Raw genomic sequence first — 19,305 nt, 5'->3', positions numbered from 1 at the left:
TTAACGTACCTTCAGCGTTGCCAGGCCAATCAGCACCAGCATCAGCGAAATAATCCAGAAGCGCACAATCACGCGCGGCTCCGGCCAGCCTTTCAGTTCATAGTGGTGGTGAATCGGCGCCATACGGAAGATGCGCTGACCGCGCAGCTTGAAGGAACCGACCTGCAAAATCACCGACAGGGTTTCAACCACAAACACCCCACCCATGATCACCAGCAGGAACTCCTGACGCAGCAGTACGGCGATAATGCCGAGCGCACCGCCCAAAGCCAGAGAACCGACGTCACCCATAAAGACCTGAGCCGGATAGGTGTTGAACCACAGGAAGCCCAGCCCCGCGCCGACAATCGCCGTACAGACGATCACCAGCTCACCCGCGTGTCGCAGATAAGGGATGTGCAGGTAGTTCGCAAAGTTCATGTTACCGGTCGCCCAGGCCACCAGCGCAAAACCGGCCGCCACGAAGACGGTAGGCATAATGGCGAGGCCATCCAGACCGTCGGTCAGGTTAACGGCGTTGCCGGTGCCGACAATCACAAAGTAGGCCAGCAGGATGTAGAACAGCCCCAGCTGCGGCATCACGTCCTTAAAGAACGGCACGACCAGCTCGGTTGCCGGCGTGTCTTTACCGGCCAGATAGAGCGCAAAGGCCACGCCCAGCGCAATCACCGACATCCAGAAGTACTTCCAGCGGGCAATCAGGCCCTTCGTATCTTTGCGAACGACTTTGCGGTAATCATCCACAAAACCAATGATCCCATAGCCCACCAGCACGGTAAGCACGCACCAGACGTATGGGTTAGACGGATACGCCCACAGCAGCACGGAGACGACGATCGCAGTCAGGATCATAATCCCGCCCATGGTCGGCGTGCCGCGCTTGCTGAAGTGCGATTCCGGACCGTCGTTACGCACCACCTGGCCGAAAGAGAGTTTTTGCAGACGGGCAATCATGCGCGGGCCCATCCACAGCGAGATGAACAGCGCAGTCAGCAGGCTGACGATGGCGCGAAACGTCAGATACGAAAAGACGTTAAAGCCTGAATAATATTTGACCAAATGTTCGGCCAGCCAAACTAACATGTCCCGTTCTCCTGTAATGCGTGCACAACCTCTTCCATGGCGGCACTACGTGAACCTTTCACTAACACAGTCACAATTTGTTTTTCTGTCATCAATGCTTTGAGGCGTTCAATCAACGCCGCTTTATCGGCAAAATGCTCGCCAACGCCGCTGGCCTGGCTTATTGCCTGGCTCAGTTTTCCTGCGCTCAGGACATGGTCCAGCCCCGCCGCTTTCGCCGCTTCACCAACCTGGGTATGACAGGCTTCGCTTTCGTCGCCCAGCTCTGCCATGTCGCCAACCACCATGATGCGATAGCCCGGCATTTCCGATAGCACCTGCACCGCCGCCGTCATTGAGCCAACGTTCGCGTTGTAGGAGTCATCCAGCAGCAGCTTGTTTTCCGAAAGCGGAATCGGGAACAGACGCCCCGGTACGGCTTTCAGGTTCGCCAGCCCGGCTTTGATCGCCTCATGCGGCGCGCCGACCGCCGTCGACAACGCCGCCGCCGCAAGCGCATTGGCGATGTTATGACGACCCGGCAGCGGCAGCAGCACGTCCACACCACCCGTTGGGGTCGTGAGGGTAAACTCCGTGCCGTGCGACGTCACATGGATATTGGTCGCGGTAAAGTCACTGTTGGCCGCATTCGGCGAGAAGCGCCAGGTTTTACGCGACCCAATGATGCTCTGCCAGTTCAGCCAGTCGTTGTTATCGGCGTTCAGAATGGCAATACCGTTATCCGGCAGGCCGGTATAAATCTCGCCTTTGGCTTTCGCTACGCCTTCCAGCGAACCAAAGCCCTCCAGATGCGCCGCCGCGAGGTTATTCACCAGCGCCGCCTCCGGGCGCGTCAGGCTCACGGTCCAGGCGATTTCACCCTGATGGTTTGCTCCTAGCTCGATCACCGCATAGTCATGCTCTTTGGTCAGGCGCAGTAACGTCATCGGCACGCCGATGTCGTTATTGAGGTTGCCCGCGGTATAAAGCGTGTTGCCGCACTGGCTGAGGATCGCCGCCGTCATCTCTTTCACCGAGGTTTTGCCCGATGAGCCGGTGAGCGCGACGACGCGCGCAGGCACCTGCTGACGAACCCAGGCAGCCAGCTCGCCAAACGCGAGACGCGTATCTTTCACCACAACCTGCGGCAGATCGACATCAAGCTTGCGGCTGACCAGAAGCGCACCCGCGCCGTTTTCTTTGGCCTGTTCGGCAAAATCATGCGCGTCAAAACGTTCGCCCTTCAGCGCCACGAACAGACAGCCTGCCGTGACTTTACGGGTGTCCGTCGTCACGGCATCAATGGTCAGGTCTTGCCCATGCAGGTCGCCGTGCAGCAGCGCAGCGGCCTGGCTTAACGAAAGGCTAATCATGCGACGACTCCCAGCAGGCGTGCTGCCGTTACGCGATCCGAGTAGTCCAGACGGCGATTGCCAACGATCTGATAATCTTCATGGCCTTTGCCCGCCAGCAGAACCACATCGTTTTCTTTGGCCTGCATGATGGCGTTGGTCACGGCTTCCGCACGGCCTTCCACGACGCGCGCGCGGCCCGCGTCCAGCATGCCCGCCAGAATGTCATTGATGATGGCGCGCGGCTCTTCCGTACGCGGGTTGTCATCGGTAACAACCGGAATATCCGCAAACTGCTCTGCAATCGCGCCCATCAGCGGGCGCTTGCCTTTGTCGCGATCGCCGCCGCAGCCAAACACGCACCAGAGCTTACCGGTACAGTGCAGGCGCGCCGCTTCCAGCGCTTTTTCCAGCGCGTCCGGCGTGTGGGCATAATCAACCACGACGGTCGGCTTGCCCGGCGCGCTGAACACTTCCATACGGCCGCAAACCGGCTGCAGACGCGCTGAGGTTTTCAGCAGTTCCGCCATCGGATAACCCAGCGCCAGCAGCGTCGCCAGCGCCAGCAGCAGGTTGCTGACGTTAAACGCCCCCATCAGGCGGCTTTCAATTTCACCTTCACCCCAGGAAGAGGCAAAGCGAATGGTCGCCCCGCTGTCGTGATAGTTCACCTCAACCGCCTTCAGCCAGCGGCCGTGGCAGTTAGGATTGATATGGTCTTCCATCGACACGGCAACCGCATCCGGCAGCTTCGCCAGCCAGCGGCGTCCGACTTCATCGTCGGCGTTGATGATCGCCTGACCACAGTGGTGAGTGGAATAGAGCAGCCATTTCGCGGCTTCGTAATGCTCCATATCACCATGATAATCAAGATGATCGCGGCTCAGGTTGGTAAACACGGATGCCGCAAATTTCAGCGCCGCGACGCGGTGCTGTACCAGACCGTGTGAAGAAACTTCCATTGCGGCAAAGGTTGCGCCCTGCCCTGCCAGACCGGCAAGCACGTGCTGGACGTCAACCGCCGAACCGGTGGTGTTTTCCGTCGGGCTCACTTTGCCCAGCAGGCCGTTGCCCACGGTTCCCATCACCGCACCGGTTTCACCCAGCAGCTGGGCCCACTGCGCCATCAGCTGCGTGGTGGTGGTTTTTCCGTTGGTGCCCGTTACGCCAACCAGACGCAGCTGGTCGGAAGGTTCGTGATAAAAACGTCCCGCCAGCGCGGAAAGACGCTCGTTCAACTGGCTGAGATAGATAACCGGCACGCCGTGCATTTCACGGATCTCACCGTCGGTTGCCTCATCTTTAGCCTCAGCAATAATGGCAGCCACACCTTGCGCAATCGCCTGCGGGATATAACGACGCCCGTCCGCCTGATGACCGACCACCGCCACAAAAAGATCGCCAGAAGCCGCTACGCGGCTGTCCAGTACCATCTCTCGCAGTGCTCGCTCCGGTGCGTTTGGCACCCACGGAGCGAGAAGGTCGCGCAAATTACGATCTGCCACCTGTACCCTCGCCTTGATTAATTACAAATTCACTTTTTTCGCCCGTCGCAAGCGCATCCGGTTCAATGTTCATGGTGCGTAACACGCCGCCCATGATGGCCCCGAACACAGGCGCGGAGACGGCGCCGCCGTAGTATTTACCCGCCTGTGGATCGTTGATCACGACCACCAGCGCAAAACGCGGATTGCTTGCAGGCGCTACGCCTGCGGTATAGGCAATGTATTTGTTGATGTAGCGGCCGTCTGGCCCCACTTTTTTCGCCGTACCGGTTTTAATGGCAATGCGGTAGCCTTTGATAGCCGCCTTCACGCCGCCGCCGCCGGGCAGCGCCACGCTTTCCATCATGTGCACAACGGTACGAACGGTGGATTCCGGGAAGATACGCTCTCCGGGAACCGGTGGATCAACTTTGGTAATCGACAGCGGACGATAAACGCCATAGCTGCCGATCGTTGCGTAGACTCGCGCTAGCTGTAACGGGGTTACCATTAGCCCGTAGCCGAAAGAGAAGGTGGCCCTCTCTATGTCAGACCACCGTTGTTTTTGAGGATATAAGCCACTGCGTTCTCCGACCAACCCCAAATTGGTCGCCTTTCCAAGCCCAAAACGTGAGTAAGTCTCTACTAACGCTGAGGACGGCATCGCTAACGCCAGCTTAGAAACACCGACGTTACTCGACTTCTGCAACACCCCGGTCAGGGTCAATTCGCTATAACGTGCCACGTCTTTGATTTCGTGACCGTTAATTCGATAAGGAATGGTATTCAGTACGGTGTTTTCATTCACGATACCGCGCTGAAGTGCAGTCATGACCACCATCGGCTTAACGGTCGAGCCCGGCTCGAAGACGTCGGTGATGGTACGGTTACGCATTACATCCTTCTGCGTGCCGGTCAGGTTGTTCGGGTTGTAGGACGGGCTATTGGCCATCGCCAGCACCTCACCCGTGTTGACATCCACCAGCACGGCGCTGCCCGACTCCGCCTTGTTAAACGCCACGGCGTTGTTCAGCTCGCGGTAAACCAGCGCCTGCAGACGTTCATCAATGCTTAACGCAAGGTTGTGCGCTGCCTGGCTGTCCGTTGAAGAGATATCCTCGATCACGCGACCGTAGCGGTCTTTACGCACGATACGTTCGCCCGGCTGGCCGGTAAGCCATTTATCAAAGCTTTTTTCGACGCCTTCAATCCCCTGGCTATCGACGTTGGTAAAGCCAATGAGGTGAGCAGTCACTTCGCCGGATGGATAGTAACGACGGGATTCCTCACGCAGATGGATACCCGGCAGCTTCAATTTTTTGATGTAGTCCGCCATGTCAGGGTTCACCTGACGCGCCAGATAGATAAAACGCCCTTTCGGGTTTGTATTGACGCGTGACGCCAGCTGGTCCAGCGGCATCTTCAGCGCATCCGCAAGCGCCTTCCAGCGGTTATCCAGCGTGATCCCGCCGGCATCATGCAACTCTTTCGGATCGGCCCAGATCGCCTTCACCGGCACGCTCACCGCCAGCGGACGGCCAGAGCGGTCGGTGATCATCCCGCGGGATGTCGATACTTCCTGGACGCGCAGAGAGCGCATGTCGCCCTGGCGCACCAGCATGTCAGGGGCGACGATTTGTAGCCAGGCTACGCGTCCCAGCAGAAAACCCAGAGCGAGTAAAATGCAGCCGCAAAGCAACGCAAAACGCCAACTGATAAAGTTGGCCTGTTCTTCCTGACGTTTTGGTTTTAGCGTTTTTGCCGCTGCTTTCATGCGTCGCGTTTTCCCTTATTTTTGTACTACGATATTTTCCTGTGAAGGATCAACATGCTGCAGCTGCAGCTTCTCCGTTGCGATCCGTTCAACCCGGCTGTGATCGCCGAGCGCGTTTTCTTCAAGGATCAGATTTCGCCATTCAATATCCAGCGCATCGCGTTCCAGTACCATCTGCTCGCGTTGCGCAGTCAATAAACGTGTGTGGTGAGCGGTGGTCACCACCGTCACTGCCGTGACAATGATGCAAATGAACAGACAGAGTGGCAGTTTCCCAAACCGCAAAAGATCGTCGCCGATCACGCCAGGCAAGGCATGGCGCTCGTTGCTTCCTAACGAATCCTTAACTTTGCTTAGGGTCTCTGTCACTCTGCCGATCATGCGTTCGTCCTCTCTGCAACACGCAGCACTGAACTACGGGCGCGTGGATTCTCTGCCACTTCTTCTTCGCCCGGCATCAACTTGCCTAATGCTCGCAACTGACGGCCACCCAGCTTCCTGAGTTGTTCTTCCGTCATCGGCAGCCCCGCTGGCACCTGTGGACCGCGGCTTTGTTCACGCATAAAGCGTTTCACAATACGGTCTTCCAGCGAATGGAAGCTGATGATGGATAACCGCCCACCCGGGGCCAGCACGTCGAGCGAGCTTTTTAGCGCCAGCTCTATTTCCTCCAGTTCACTGTTTACCCAGATGCGAACCGCCTGGAAGGTACGGGTCGCGGGATGTTTGTGCTTATCCTTCACCGGCGTCGCCGCCGCGATCACCTCGGCCAACTCTTTGGTGCGGGTCATTGGCTCAATACGATTGCGCTCAACGATGGCGCGCGCAATACGTTTGCCAAAGCGCTCTTCGCCAAACGTTTTGATGACCCATGCAATATCGGCTTCGTCAGCGGTCTGTAACCACTCCGCGGCAGACTGACCGCGCGTCGGATCCATGCGCATGTCCAGTGGACCGTCACGCATAAAGGAGAAACCGCGCTCAGCATCATCAAGTTGGGGTGAAGAGACGCCAAGATCGAGAAGAATCCCGTCGATCTTGCCCGTCAGGCCGCGCTCGGCAACGTAATCCGCGAGCGCAGAGAAAGGTCCATGCACGATGGAAAAGCGTGGGTCATTGATGGTCTGCGCAACGGCAATAGCCTGCGGATCGCGATCGATTGCCAGCAGACGCCCTTCCTCTCCAAGCTGGGAGAGAATCAAACGCGAGTGACCACCGCGACCAAACGTGCCATCAATGTAGATGCCATCCGGACGAATGTTCAGACCGTTCACGGCCTCGTCCAGTAACACCGTTTTATGTTTATAATTTTCCATCATATTTATAGAGACAAGTCCTGCAGCCGTTCCGATAATGTCGCGGAATCAGACTGCTCAGCGTCGATATCTTCCTTGACCTGTTGATACCAGGTCGTTTCATCCCACAGCTCAAACTTGTTGAACTGCCCGACCAGCATCACTTCTTTGGTCAGACCGGCATGTTGCCGTAACACAGGGGCAATCAGTAATCGCCCTGCGTTATCCATCTGACATTCACTGGCATGTCCCAATAACAGCCGCTGCACGCGGCGTTCCTGCGGGTTCATGCTCGACAGTCGCGACAGCTTTTGCTCAATAATTTCCCATTCGGGCAAGGGGTAAAGCAGCAGGCAGGGGGAGTTAATGTCAATGGTGCAAACCATTTGACCCGCAGCGTTCTCAATCAGCCGGTCGCGGTATCGGGTTGGTACCGATAAACGCCCTTTACTGTCGAGATTGACTAACGTAGCTCCACGGAACATGCCAGTCACACCCCTCCTCACCACTTTAACCCACAAATTCCCACCTAAAGGAGTTTACGGAGCGAGGGAAAAGCTTGTCAAGCCAGGACTCTCCCTATAAGGACTCGAAAGCCCTCTATTTACAGAGATAAACAGTCCTGGTTAATAACTGCACAACTGGCGAGGCAAAATTAACGTTATGAATATTTGTAAGAAAAAAACCGAATATGCACACTAGCGTTAAGGCTCACTCAATATCATCGCAGATAAATATAAAGTGTCAGTTTGCGACGCGGGCAGCATTTTATGACAGATTCCCGGGGGATAACAGCGCCAGATTCACCCAGGCGCCCGGTAAGCGCGGCGGTTAGCGCGTAAGCTGGCAAAGGCGGAGGAAAAACGTCTGAATATTCATCGCCCGAAGAGGGTTTGTAACAAAATAATACAAATAGTGCCGCTTAAAATTACCCAGACGTTCTTTAAATGGGCAATTTAAAAGCCAGAATGAATTAAGAAAATGGGTGATTACGATCCTGCAAGAATTATCCTAATTTCTCTCCGGGAATTATCTACACGAAATATCGCAACAAAATGGGGCAGATTTCGCCGCCCCAGTCGTTTCATTTTTGGCGGCTTAAAATTCCGCGATGGTAGAGATTACGTTTGATACGCGTCAGGCCCGGCTTCGGTTTGCGCGGCTCATCCAGGCTTGCCAGCACGATCTCAAGCACGCGTTCAGCCACATCGCGGTGACGCTGGGCAACCGCCAGCACCGGGCACTGGAGGAAATCGAGCAGTTCGTTATCCCCAAACGTGGCAATCGCCAGGTCGGACGGCAGTTTACCTTCACGGCGCAAGGTCACATCCATGACGCCCTGCAGGAGCGCAAACGAGGTGGTGAACAGCGCCTGAGGCATCGGATGCGTCTCCAGCCATTTCTCGAACAGCTGCGCGGCCGCTTCACGCTCGTAGCTATTGGCATAAAGGTAGTGAACCTCGCGCGGATCGTCTTTCCAGGCGGTTCTGAATCCCTGCTCGCGCAGGAAGCTCACGGAAAGCTCGGGCAGCGCGCCAAGATACAGCACCGTTTCAGCGGGGAATGTTCTCAGCTCTGCGGCCAGCATTTCTGCATCATCCTGATCCGCACCCACGACGCTGGTGAAATGCTCGCGATCGAGCGCGCGATCGAGCGCAACGATAGGGAACGCGTCGTTCGCCCAGCGCTGGTAGAAAGGATGCTCGGGCGGTAGGGAGGTCGACACGATGATAGCATCCACCTGACGCTGAAGCAGATGCTCAATGCAGCGCATCTCGTTGTCGGGCTGGTCTTCCGAGCAGGCGATCAGCAATTGATAGCCGCGCTGGCGCGCCTGACGTTCAAGATAGTTGGCGATACGGGTATAGCTGGTATTTTCCAGATCCGGGATCACCAGACCAATAGAGCGGGTACGCCCGGCGCGCAGGCCGGCAGCGACAGCATTCGGATGGTAGTTATGTTCACGAACCACCGCCATAACTTTTTCAACGGTCTTATCGCTGACACGGTACTGCTTTGCTTTACCGTTAATCACATAGCTGGCCGTTGTTCGTGACACGCCGGCTAGCCGGGCGATTTCATCCAGTTTCACAATTGCCCCTTAAAAAAAGAAAAGAGTCCATGGCCCTGTCAAGGTTATGGTTAAATCTTTTAACATCTAAACGCAGAAAAGCCTTCGCGGCAACCGCTTTTATCTGCGTTATCGGCTGATTACGCAAAAAAAAGCCCGGCTTTGGTGACCGGGCAGAAAGAGGCGAACCTTTTTGACAACTAACGCATGATTTTCTCGCCGCGTGACAGGCCCACAACACCCGATCTCGCGACCTCAACAATTTTTGCGACATCCCGCACGGACGCGAGGAAAGCATCCAGCTTGTCGCTTGTCCCGGCCAGCTGAACCGTATAAAGAGAAGGCGTGACGTCAATGATCTGTCCGCGGAAAATGTCCGCATTGCGTTTGACTTCATCACGCCCGTAGCCGCTGGCCTGAATTTTTACCAGCATAACTTCACGCTCAACGTAAGCACCCTGCCCCAGCTCGCTCACGCGCAGCACGTCGACCAGCTTATGCAGCTGCTTCTCAATCTGCTCAAGCACTTTGGCATCGCCGACGGTTTGGATCGTCATGCGCGACAGCGTCGGGTCTTCCGTCGGGGCAACGGTCAGGCTTTCAATGTTATAGCCGCGCTGCGCAAAAAGGCCAATGACGCGCGACAGTGCGCCAGACTCGTTTTCCAGTAAAACAGATAATATCCGGCGCATATCAGGTTCTCTCCGTTTTGCTTAACCACATTTCATCCATACCACCACCACGAATATGCATCGGATAAACGTGCTCGGTCCCATCAACAATCACATCCATAAAGACGAGGCGGTTGTTTTTAACGTGCTCAAGCGCCTGAGCGAGCTTCGCTTCCAGCTCAGCCGGATCGGCCACCCGCATGCCTACGTGGCCGTAAGCTTCAGCAAGACGAACAAAGTCCGGCAGCGATTTCATGTAGGACTGGGAATGACGGCCTGAGTAGATCATATCCTGCCACTGCTTCACCATGCCGAGATACCCATTATTCAGGTTCAGCACCAGCACCGGCAGTTCATATTGCAGCGCGGTAGACAGCTCCTGAATGTTCATCTGAATGCTGCCATCACCGGTCACGCAGACGACGGTTTCATTCGGCAACGCCAGCTTCACGCCCAGCGCGGCGGGCAGGCCAAAGCCCATGGTGCCTAAACCTCCGGAGTTGATCCAGTGTCGCGGTTTATCAAATGGGTAATACAGGGCGGCAAACATCTGGTGTTGGCCTACGTCTGAAGTCACATACGCCTCACCTTTCGTCAGGCGCCACACCGCTTCAATGACCGCCTGCGGCTTAATGTTTTCACTTTGCGCGTCATATTTCAGGCACTGACGCGCGCGCCACTGTTCAATTTGCTGCCACCAGTCGCGGATCTCATCCAGTGGTTGAGACGTGCTTTCGTGGGTCAGCAGATCCAGCATTTGCTCCAGAACCTGACGGGCATCTCCGACGATCGGTACATCGGCAGACACCGTCTTTGAAATCGACGTAGGATCGATATCAATGTGCAGCACGGTGGCGTTAGGGCAATACTTCGCCAGGTTGTTGGTGGTGCGATCGTCAAAGCGCACGCCGACGGCAAAAATGACATCGGAATGGTGCATCGTCATATTGGCTTCATAGGTACCGTGCATACCCAGCATGCCCAGCGCCTGACGGTGGGTGGCGGGGAACGCCCCGAGCCCCATCAGTGACGACGCAACAGGCAGGTTAAGCTTTTCGATCAGCTCACGAAGCTGTGGCTCACACGCAGAATTGATTGCCCCACCGCCGACATAGACCACCGGTTTTTTAGCGGCCAGCAGCGTCTGCAGCGCCCGCTTGATCTGGCCTTTGTGGCCCTGCGTTGTAGGGTTGTAAGAACGCATGCTGACCGAGTCCGGCCAGACGTAGGGCAGCCTGTTTGCCGGGTTCAGGATATCTTTCGGCAGATCGACCACCACCGGTCCAGGGCGTCCACTTGCCGCCAGCCAGAAGGCTTTTTTCAGCACGCCGGGAATGTCTTCGGTTTGCTTAACCAGAAAGCTGTGCTTCACAACGGGACGCGAAATCCCGACCATGTCGCACTCCTGGAACGCATCGTAGCCGATGAGTGAGGTTGCCACCTGCCCGGAGAGGATCACCAGCGGGATGGAGTCCATATACGCTGTCGCAATGCCGGTAATGGCGTTTGTAGCACCGGGGCCGGAGGTCACTAACACTACGCCCACTTCACCCGTCGCACGCGCCAGGCCGTCAGCCATGTGTACCGCCGCCTGCTCGTGACGCACCAGAACATGGTCAATGCCCCCTACCGTATGCAGCGCATCATAAATATCGAGGACCGCACCGCCAGGGTAGCCGAACACTTGCTTTACGCCCTGATCGATCAGCGACCGAACGACCATTTCCGCGCCAGACAACATCTCCATGCTTTGCCTCCAGGCATTTTGTTATAGACGGACTGCCGAATTCATTTCCGCACCGTCTTACGATTGGGCTAAACCAATCTTATATTTTGCAGAGTGTTCTTTACCTTAACCGCTCGTTATGAGGCAGGCAATTAGCAAACCCGGGGAGATAAACGGTGCGTAAAGCAGAAAAAGCAGCCGTTAACAGAAGATATGGTTATTTCTTCTGGGAAGAGAGGATGGGGTGATAAATCATCGCTGAAAAGCGCGACAATGCAGGAAATCATCTATTTTTACGCGCCGGAGAGCAGCCCGAAAAAAAACATCGCAGAACAAAATAGCAATTATGCAAAAGAACTCAGGATAAATCGCATGAACCAATGCAATTTATCCTGATGCGTTTACCGGCGGCAGATGCTCACCAGCAGCTCCTCCATCCACTGATGCCCTTTATCCCGGCCCGCCGCCTCGTGCCAGGAAAGATAACAGGTACGGCTATTTAGCTTGAGCGGCAGAGGCAAAATTTGCAGATTTAAAGGGTCAGAAAACTCTTCTGCCAGCCAGCGCGGCGCAATCGCTACCAGCTGAGTCTGGGAGACCACGTTTAATACGCTCACCATGGCCATACCCTGATAGGCTACGCTCGCCTGTTTATCCGCAGTGTCATACCACGGCAGGCTAAAGGAAGCATATCTGTCGAGTGCAACAACGGCGTGCTGCTCGTTATAAACATCGCTTTCGCGCAGCGGAGAATTGAGGCGCGGATGCTTTTTACTGGCGACCAGAACCATTTCATCTTTAAACAGCGGCACGCAGGAAAATTCTGGACGACGGAACTCTTCATATCCGAGAACGAATTCGATCTCCTGATAGCGTAACTGATGTTCCGTGTTTTGATTCAGGGATGATTTAAAAACCAGATTGATATTGGGTGCGATCTCTTCAACTTTATTATAAATCACCGACGTTAAATAATTATCTAAGGGGCTACAGACACAAAGATGGAATACGCGTTCGCTGCTTAAGGGTTCAAAGCCCGATCCAGGCAGCTCATTTTGCACCAACTGCAGCGCCTGACGGATAGAGCCGAACAGCTGGAATGCACGCGCCGTAGGCTGGATCCCTCTTCCGTAGCGAACAAATAATTCGTCGTTAAACATGACTTTAAGTCTGGCAACGGCATTACTCACGGCAGGTTGTGACATCCCCAACGCCTGGGCTGCGCGGGTGATATTTTGCTCCTGCATGACAGCATCAAATACCGTCAGAAGATTAAGATCCACCGTGCGTAACTGCGGTTTAATCCCATCAGTAGCTTGAGGTTGTTTAATATTATTTTCTGGCACTTCTGACTCCACTGTCACGCTACACTCCCTTTGCCACCGTAAGGTAATAATCTCGGAAAATATGATTTATCATGCAAATACGATCAGCGAAAGAGAATCACTTAAAATTCGGAATATATAAAGACTCTATATTAACGAAATCTAATGAGCGCAAATGATATGTTTGACTTTAGGATTTAAATGAAACCATAAACCAGACGAATATACAATTGCCAGCAGGTTAATGATGACTTAAGTATTATTAAACTGTTATCGCTATTGACCTGCTGTGAGTTAACAGCCTGTTATCTCCCTTCGCTTTCCAGCATTCTGGAATAGATTCACTGCAATTATAACTCAATGATATCAAAACCGTTTAAACACAATGCGTCCTTTTATAGACATTTCACGCATTTTTAAACAATTATATTTATTCGTTCTGCAACTCTTTTCTTAAGTCCAAAATTAGACAATTCGTCGGTTCTGGAAAGCCAAAACCAGCACAATTAGCTAAAGTAAATCCCCTGCCGATTCCGTCTGTCGGGCCCGTTTTCATCCTCAGGGGTTGACATGAATGGCCGTATCCAGTACCACTAAAAGCATATTGAATTTAACGGAGCACGATTCATGATTCGCACCATTCGTTTCACCGGTCTACTACTACTAAACGCATCCACTGTGCGCGGTAGACTGGCGGGCGAAATTCAGCGTTGAATCGTCACCAGTAAGACTAAAAACCCGCGCCACTGCGCGGGTTTTTTTATGCTCGTAGCAAGGCGCCCTAAGACTGACAAGGACCTAACCCATGAGCCAGCAAGTCATTATTTTCGATACTACTTTACGTGACGGTGAACAGGCATTGCAGGCAAGCCTGAGTGTAAAAGAGAAACTGCAGATCGCGCTGGCTCTCGAACGTATGGGTGTCGACGTGATGGAAGTCGGTTTCCCGGTCTCGTCCCCGGGTGATTTCGAATCCGTCCAGACTATCGCGCGCACCATTAAAAACAGCCGCGTGTGTGCCCTGGCGCGCTGCGTAGAGAAAGATATCGACGTTGCTGCCGAGTCGCTGAAAGTCGCCGAAGCGTTCCGTATCCACACCTTTATTGCCACCTCGCCTATGCACATCGCCACCAAGCTGCGCAGCACGCTGGATGAGGTGATTGAGCGCGCGGTCTACATGGTTAAGCGTGCGCGCAACTATACCGATGACGTTGAATTCTCCTGTGAAGATGCAGGCCGTACGCCAATCGACGATCTGGCGCGCGTGGTAGAAGCCGCCATCAACGCGGGCGCGAAAACCATCAACATCCCGGACACCGTCGGCTACACCATGCCGTTTGAGTTCTCCAACATTATCACCGGCCTGTATGACCGCGTACCGAATATTGATAAGGCGATTATCTCCGTCCACACCCACGATGATTTGGGCCTGGCCGTGGGCAATGCCATCGCCGCCGTCCACGCCGGCGCGCGTCAGGTGGAAGGCGCGATGAACGGTATCGGCGAACGCGCGGGCAACTGCTCGCTGGAAGAAGTGATCATGGCGATTAAGGTGCGCAAAGACATTATGGACGTGCACACCCGCATCAATCACAACGAAATCTGGCGCACCAGCCAGACCGTCAGCCAGATTTGCAACATGCCCATTCCGGCTAACAAAGCGATTGTCGGCACCGGCGCCTTCGCGCACTCCTCCGGCATTCACCAGGATGGCGTGCTGAAGAACCGCGAAAACTACGAAATCATGACTCCGGAATCTATCGGTCTGAATCAGGTGCAGCTGAACCTGACCTCCCGCTCCGGCCGCGCGGCGGTGAAGCACCGCATGGAGGAGATGGGTTATAAGGACAGCGATTACAACATGGATCAGCTGTACGACGCGTTCCTGAAGCTGGCCGATAAAAAAGGTCAGGTCTTCGACTACGACCTGGAAGCGCTGGCCTTTATTAACAAGCAGCAGGAAGAGCCAGAGCACTTCCGTCTGGATTATTTCAACGTACAGTCCGGCTCCAGCGACATCGCTACCGCCTCGGTCAAGCTGGCCTGCGGCGATGACATTAAAGCAGAGGCAGCCAACGGCAACGGCCCCGTCGATGCCATCTATCAGGCCATTAACCGCGTCACCGAGTACGACGTTGAGCTGGTGAAATATGACCTGACGGCCAAAGGCCACGGTAAAGATGCGCTGGGTCAGGTGGATATCGTCGTCAATTATAACGGTCGTCGTTTCCACGGCGTGGGCCTGGCGACCGATATCGTCGAATCCTCCGCAAAAGCGATGGTGCACGTTCTGAACAACATCTGGCGCGCCGCCGAAGTCGAAAAAGAGTTGCAACGCAAAGCTCAGAATAAAGAGAACAACAAGGAAACCGTGTAATGTCGAAGAATTACCATATTGCTGTGTTGCCGGGCGACGGTATTGGCCCGGAAGTGATGGCACAGGCGCTGAAAGTACTGGAAGCCGTTCGCTCGCGTTTTGCGATGAAAATCACCACCAGCCACTACGATGTGGGCGGTATTGCGATTGATAACCACGGTACGCCGCTGCCAAAAGCGACCGTGGAAGGCTGCGAACATGCCGACGCCGTGCTGTTTGGCTCCGTCGGCGGCCCAAAATGGGAGCACCTGCCGCCGGCAGAGCAGCCAGAGCGCGGCGCGCTGCTGCCGCTGCGCAAGCATTTTAAGCTGTTCAGCAACCTGCGTCCGGCGAAGCTGTACCAGGGTCTGGAAGAGTTCTGCCCGCTGCGCGCGGATATCGCCGCCAACGGTTTCGACATTCTGTGCGTGCGTGAACTGACCGGGGGGATCTATTTCGGTCAGCCAAAGGGCCGCGAAGGCAGCGGTCAGCATGAAAAAGCGTTTGATACCGAGGTGTATCACCGTTTCGAAATCGAACGAATCGCCCATATCGCGTTTGAGTCTGCGCGCAAGCGCCGTCATAAAGTGACTTCTATTGATAAAGCGAACGTGCTGCAGTCGTCCATTTTGTGGCGCGAGATCGTCAGCGAAGTGGCTAAGCAGTACCCGGACGTCGCGCTGTCGCACATGTACATCGACAACGCAACCATGCAGCTGATTAAGGATCCGTCCCAGTTTGACGTGCTGCTGTGCTCCAACCTGTTCGGCGACATTTTGTCAGACGAGTGCGCGATGATCACCGGCTCCATGGGCATGCTGCCCTCCGCGAGCCTGAACGAAGAAGGCTTTGGCCTGTATGAGCCCGCGGGCGGTTCCGCCCCGGATATCGCAGGTAAAAACATCGCTAACCCGATTGCGCAGATCCTCTCCCTGGCCCTGCTGCTGCGCTACAGCCTGGATGCAGGTGATGCAGCAACCGCAATTGAAAACGCCATTAACCGCGCGTTAGAAGAAGGCGTCCGTACCGGTGATTTAGCACGCGGCACGGCGGCTGTCAGTACTGATGAAATGGGCGACATCATTGCCCGCTATGTCGCTGAAGGGGTGTAATCATGGCCAAAACCTTATATGAAAAGTTGTTTGACGCGCACGTTGTCCACGAGGCGCCAAACGAAACCCCGCTGCTGTACATTGACCGTCATCTGGTACACGAAGTGACCTCTCCTCAGGCGTTTGACGGCCTGCGCGCGCACAAGCGTCCGGTACGTCAGCCGGGTAAAACCTTCGCGACGATGGATCACAACGTTTCAACCCAGACCAAAGACATTAACGCCTCGGGTGAGATGGCGCGTATTCAGATGCAGGAGCTGATTAAGAACTGCAACGAGTTTGGCGTAGAGCTGTACGACCTGAACCACCCGTATCAGGGCATCGTTCACGTGATGGGGCCAGAGCAGGGAATTACCCTGCCGGGCATGACCATCGTCTGCGGCGACTCCCATACCGCAACCCACGGCGCGTTTGGCGCCCTGGCGTTCGGGATCGGCACGTCTGAAGTGGAACACGTGCTGGCGACGCAGACCCTGAAGCAGGGCCGCGCTAAAACCATGAAGATTGAGGTGAAGGGTAAAGCCGCGCCGGGTATTACCGCAAAAGACATCGTGCTGGCCATCATCGGTAAAACCGGCAGCGCAGGCGGCACCGGTCATGTTGTTGAGTTCTGCGGAGACGCCATTCAGGCGCTGAGCATGGAGGGTCGCATGACCCTGTGCAACATGGCGATTGAGATGGGCGCCAAAGCCGGTCTGGTCGCGCCAGATGAAACAACCTTCAACTATGTGAAGGGCCGTCTGCACGCGCCGAAAGGCCAGGATTTTGACGACGCGGTCGCGTACTGGAAAACCCTGAAAACGGACGACGGAGCGACCTTTGACACCGTTGTCACCCTGCAGGCAGAAGAGATTGCGCCTCAGGTGACCTGGGGCACCAATCCGGGCCAGGTGATTTCCGTTAACGACAATATCCCTGACCCGGCATCCTTTACCGATCCGGTCGAGCGCGCCAGTGCGGAAAAAGCGCTGGCCTACATGGGGCTGAAGCCCGGCGTGCCGTTGACCGATGTCGCCATTGATAAAGTCTTTATCGGTTCCTGCACCAACTCCCGTATCGAAGATTTGCGTGCGGCGGCAGAGATTGCCAAAGGCCGCAAGGTGGCGCCCGGCGTGCAGGCGCTGGTGGTTCCAGGCTCCGGCCCGGTGAAAGCCCAGGCGGAAGCCGAAGGTCTGGATAAGATCTTTATCGACGCGGGCTTCGAGTGGCGCCTGCCCGGCTGCTCTATGTGTCTGGCCATGAATAACGATCGCCTGAACCCGGGTGAGCGCTGCGCCTCTACCAGCAACCGTAACTTTGAAGGCCGTCAGGGCCGCGGTGGGCGTACCCATCTGGTCAGCCCGGCAATGGCCGCCGCTGCGGCCGTTACCGGCCATTTCGCCGACATTCGCAGCCTGAAATAAGGAGACAATCATGGCAGAGAAATTTACCCAACATACGGGCCGTGTTGTCCCGCTGGACGCTGCTAACGTTGATACGGACGCGATCATTCCTAAGCAGTTTTTGCAGAAGGTGACGCGTACCGGTTTTGGCGCGCACCTGTTTAACGACTGGCGTTTCCTGGACGATAAAGGCGAAGTGCCTAATCCCGAATTCGTTCTGAACTTCCCGGAATATAAAGGCGCCTCCATCCTGCTGGCGCGGGAAAACTTTGGCTGCGGTTCATCCCGCGAGCACGCGCCGTGGGCGCTCACCGACTACGGCTTCAAAGTGGTCATCGCCCCAAGCTTTGCGGATATCTTTTACGGCAACAGCTTCAACAACCAGCTGCTGCCGGTGACGCTGAGCGATGAGCAGGTCGATGAGCTGTTTGCGCTGGTTAAGGCGAACCCGGGCATGGCGTTTGAAGTGGATCTGGAAGCGGAAGTGGTGAAAGCCGGGGACAAGACCTACAGCTTCAGCATTGACGCGTTCCGCCGTCACTGCATGCTGAACGGTCTGGACAGCATTGGCTTAACTCTCCAGCACGACGCGGCGATTGTCTCTTACGAACAAAAACAACCTGCATTTATGAAATAACGCTCCGGCCTGCAGTGCACTCTGCAGGCCGCACTTTACGCTCGTCCCCTCCCATACTGTCATTGCTTCCAACATTAAGCGGATAAAGACGTTATATTTAATGTCAATTTAATATTCCCTGCGCAGAATACTCGCTCAATCAGCTTGTAGCGGAAATCATCATGGAAAAGAAAAATGGCAATGAGTCTCACCTCCGTTCGCGGGAAATACATAAATGCACATTAGTGAGCGTGATAATTAATATTTTACTCACCGGCTTTCAGATACTTGCAGGATTATTTTCCGGCTCGCAAGGGTTAATTGCTGATGGGATTCATTCTCTTTCCGATTTATCCTCTGATTTTGTCGTTCTGATTGCGAATAAAAAAAGTCATAAAGCCTCTGATTTCGATCACCATTACGGTCATCTGCGTTTCGAAAACGGTGCGAAGCTCATTATTGGCGCTATTCTGCTGCTCGTTGGCGTTGGGATGCTGTGGTCCGCAGGCAATAAACTGCTTCACCCGGAGACCCATCAGCTGGTGAAAGGGGCCGCTTTGTGGGTGGCGATACTGGCGCTGGTGGTGAAGGAAAGTTTATTCAGATACATGTTCGCCACGGGAAAACGCATTCAGTCCTCGCTGCTGATTGCCAACGCCTGGCATGCCCGCTCTGACGCCGCGTCGTCCGTGGTTGTCGCTGTTGGTATTGCCGGAAATTTACTGGGTTTTCACGCAATGGACCTGGTTGCGGCTCTGATTGTCGGCATATTCATCGCCCATATGGGTTACAAATTCTCTGCTGATGCCCTGCACGATCTGATGGACCGTTCGCTGGAACCCGAGCTGGAAAACGATATCAAAACGTGCCTGCTCTCAACCGAAGGCGTCACCGGACTCCATGACTTAAAAACACGCAAGATGGGCGATTTAGCGCTCGTCGATGTTCATCTGGAAGTGAACGGCGAATTAAGCGTAAAAGAAGGGCATCAGATTGCCGTCAATGCCAGAAACAAGGTGATGCAAAACTTTAATGTGCTGAACGTCATGACGCATATTGACCCCGCCCAGTAACCGGAA

17 protein-coding genes are annotated in these 19,305 nt (G+C 55.0%); 6 read left to right on the top strand and 11 right to left on the bottom strand.

The genetic code is table 11. The features are described from left to right. From mraY to leuO, 11 genes are all read right to left on the bottom strand, one after another. Window positions 1-1,083, bottom strand: a complete 1,083-nt coding sequence (gene mraY, locus FY206_RS04280; RefSeq protein ID WP_008501985.1) for a phospho-N-acetylmuramoyl-pentapeptide-transferase — start codon at window positions 1,081-1,083, stop codon at window positions 1-3. After that, window positions 1,077-2,435, bottom strand: a complete 1,359-nt coding sequence (gene murF / locus FY206_RS04275; protein ID WP_032644062.1) for a UDP-N-acetylmuramoyl-tripeptide--D-alanyl-D-alanine ligase — start codon at window positions 2,433-2,435, stop codon at window positions 1,077-1,079. The genes mraY and murF overlap by 7 nt, the downstream gene beginning before the upstream one ends. After that, complete coding sequence (gene murE, locus FY206_RS04270; RefSeq protein ID WP_032644061.1) at window positions 2,432-3,919, bottom strand: UDP-N-acetylmuramoyl-L-alanyl-D-glutamate--2,6-diaminopimelate ligase; 1,488 nt, start codon at window positions 3,917-3,919, stop codon at window positions 2,432-2,434. Before murE ends, murF begins: the two co-directional genes overlap by 4 nt. Then, the gene (locus FY206_RS04265; protein ID WP_032644060.1) at window positions 3,906-5,672 is read right to left on the bottom strand and encodes a peptidoglycan glycosyltransferase FtsI; all 1,767 of its coding nucleotides are present in this window, start codon (window positions 5,670-5,672) and stop codon (window positions 3,906-3,908) included. Before FY206_RS04265 ends, murE begins: the two co-directional genes overlap by 14 nt. Before the next feature lie 15 nt (window positions 5,673-5,687). Further along, on the bottom strand, window positions 5,688-6,053 hold the full coding sequence (gene ftsL, locus FY206_RS04260; protein ID WP_008501989.1) for a cell division protein FtsL: 366 nt from the start codon (window positions 6,051-6,053) through the stop codon (window positions 5,688-5,690). Then, window positions 6,050-6,991, bottom strand: a complete 942-nt coding sequence (gene rsmH, locus FY206_RS04255) for a 16S rRNA (cytosine(1402)-N(4))-methyltransferase RsmH (RefSeq protein ID WP_021240527.1) — start codon at window positions 6,989-6,991, stop codon at window positions 6,050-6,052. The genes ftsL and rsmH overlap by 4 nt, the downstream gene beginning before the upstream one ends. A 2-nt stretch (window positions 6,992-6,993) precedes the next feature. After that, complete coding sequence (gene mraZ / locus FY206_RS04250) at window positions 6,994-7,452, bottom strand: division/cell wall cluster transcriptional repressor MraZ (RefSeq protein WP_032642561.1); 459 nt, start codon at window positions 7,450-7,452, stop codon at window positions 6,994-6,996. A gap of 599 nt (window positions 7,453-8,051) precedes the next feature. Then, window positions 8,052-9,059: a catabolite repressor/activator gene (cra, locus tag FY206_RS04245; RefSeq protein WP_032644059.1), complete on the bottom strand. Its 1,008-nt coding sequence runs from the start codon at window positions 9,057-9,059 to the stop codon at window positions 8,052-8,054. 179 nt (window positions 9,060-9,238) lie between these two features. Beyond that, window positions 9,239-9,730: an acetolactate synthase small subunit gene (gene ilvN / locus FY206_RS04240; RefSeq protein WP_023334498.1), complete on the bottom strand. Its 492-nt coding sequence runs from the start codon at window positions 9,728-9,730 to the stop codon at window positions 9,239-9,241. A 1-nt stretch (window position 9,731) separates the two neighbouring features. After that, complete coding sequence (gene ilvI / locus FY206_RS04235) at window positions 9,732-11,456, bottom strand: acetolactate synthase 3 large subunit (protein ID WP_032644058.1); 1,725 nt, start codon at window positions 11,454-11,456, stop codon at window positions 9,732-9,734. A gap of 380 nt (window positions 11,457-11,836) precedes the next feature. Beyond that, complete coding sequence (leuO, locus tag FY206_RS04230) at window positions 11,837-12,799, bottom strand: transcriptional regulator LeuO (protein WP_279238172.1); 963 nt, start codon at window positions 12,797-12,799, stop codon at window positions 11,837-11,839. A 588-nt stretch (window positions 12,800-13,387) separates the two neighbouring features. Between leuO and leuL the strand changes: the two genes are divergently transcribed. The 6 genes from leuL (at window position 13,388) to FY206_RS04200 (ending at window position 19,299) form a co-directional block, all read left to right on the top strand. Further along, a complete protein-coding gene (gene leuL / locus FY206_RS25795) occupies window positions 13,388-13,474 on the top strand; it encodes a leu operon leader peptide (RefSeq protein WP_071530973.1) in 87 nt (28 codons plus the stop codon). 91 nt (window positions 13,475-13,565) lie between these two features. After that, window positions 13,566-15,137 carry a 2-isopropylmalate synthase gene (gene leuA / locus FY206_RS04220; protein WP_032644056.1) on the top strand — a complete coding sequence of 524 codons (1,572 nt, stop codon included), beginning with the start codon at window positions 13,566-13,568 and terminating at the stop codon, window positions 15,135-15,137. Continuing rightward, the gene (gene leuB, locus FY206_RS04215) at window positions 15,137-16,228 is read left to right on the top strand and encodes a 3-isopropylmalate dehydrogenase (protein ID WP_032644055.1); all 1,092 of its coding nucleotides are present in this window, start codon (window positions 15,137-15,139) and stop codon (window positions 16,226-16,228) included. Before leuA ends, leuB begins: the two co-directional genes overlap by 1 nt. A 2-nt stretch (window positions 16,229-16,230) precedes the next feature. Next, a complete protein-coding gene (leuC, locus tag FY206_RS04210; protein WP_032644054.1) occupies window positions 16,231-17,631 on the top strand; it encodes a 3-isopropylmalate dehydratase large subunit in 1,401 nt (466 codons plus the stop codon). 10 nt (window positions 17,632-17,641) lie between these two features. Continuing rightward, window positions 17,642-18,247 carry a 3-isopropylmalate dehydratase small subunit gene (leuD, locus tag FY206_RS04205; protein WP_032644053.1) on the top strand — a complete coding sequence of 202 codons (606 nt, stop codon included), beginning with the start codon at window positions 17,642-17,644 and terminating at the stop codon, window positions 18,245-18,247. 161 nt (window positions 18,248-18,408) lie between these two features. Further along, window positions 18,409-19,299: a cation diffusion facilitator family transporter gene (locus FY206_RS04200; RefSeq protein WP_032644052.1), complete on the top strand. Its 891-nt coding sequence runs from the start codon at window positions 18,409-18,411 to the stop codon at window positions 19,297-19,299. Window positions 19,300-19,305: the final 6 nt, after the last annotated feature.

It is taken from the genome of Enterobacter chengduensis (assembly GCF_001984825.2).
In the GTDB taxonomy this organism is placed as follows: domain Bacteria; phylum Pseudomonadota; class Gammaproteobacteria; order Enterobacterales; family Enterobacteriaceae; genus Enterobacter; species Enterobacter chengduensis.
Note: the sequence above shows the minus strand (reverse complement) of the source record. Positions and strands in the feature narration are given on the sequence as shown.

Bases quoted from the DNA above. Each gene is read 5' to 3' on its own strand.
- mraY (WP_008501985.1), bottom strand. From the start codon at position 1,083: ATGTTAGTTTGGCTGGCCGAACATTTGGTCAAATATTATTCAGGCTTT.
- murF (WP_032644062.1), bottom strand. From the start codon at position 2,435: ATGATTAGCCTTTCGTTAAGCCAGGCCGCTGCGCTGCTGCACGGCGAC.
- FY206_RS04265 (WP_032644060.1), bottom strand. From the start codon at position 5,672: ATGAAAGCAGCGGCAAAAACGCTAAAACCAAAACGTCAGGAAGAACAG.
- ftsL (WP_008501989.1), bottom strand. From the start codon at position 6,053: ATGATCGGCAGAGTGACAGAGACCCTAAGCAAAGTTAAGGATTCGTTA.
- rsmH (WP_021240527.1), bottom strand. From the start codon at position 6,991: ATGATGGAAAATTATAAACATAAAACGGTGTTACTGGACGAGGCCGTG.
- mraZ (WP_032642561.1), bottom strand. From the start codon at position 7,452: ATGTTCCGTGGAGCTACGTTAGTCAATCTCGACAGTAAAGGGCGTTTA.
- ilvN (WP_023334498.1), bottom strand. From the start codon at position 9,730: ATGCGCCGGATATTATCTGTTTTACTGGAAAACGAGTCTGGCGCACTG.
- ilvI (WP_032644058.1), bottom strand. From the start codon at position 11,456: ATGGAGATGTTGTCTGGCGCGGAAATGGTCGTTCGGTCGCTGATCGAT.
- leuL (WP_071530973.1), top strand. From the start codon at position 13,388: ATGATTCGCACCATTCGTTTCACCGGTCTACTACTACTAAACGCATCC.
- leuA (WP_032644056.1), top strand. From the start codon at position 13,566: ATGAGCCAGCAAGTCATTATTTTCGATACTACTTTACGTGACGGTGAA.
- leuB (WP_032644055.1), top strand. From the start codon at position 15,137: ATGTCGAAGAATTACCATATTGCTGTGTTGCCGGGCGACGGTATTGGC.
- leuC (WP_032644054.1), top strand. From the start codon at position 16,231: ATGGCCAAAACCTTATATGAAAAGTTGTTTGACGCGCACGTTGTCCAC.
- leuD (WP_032644053.1), top strand. From the start codon at position 17,642: ATGGCAGAGAAATTTACCCAACATACGGGCCGTGTTGTCCCGCTGGAC.
- FY206_RS04200 (WP_032644052.1), top strand. From the start codon at position 18,409: ATGGAAAAGAAAAATGGCAATGAGTCTCACCTCCGTTCGCGGGAAATA.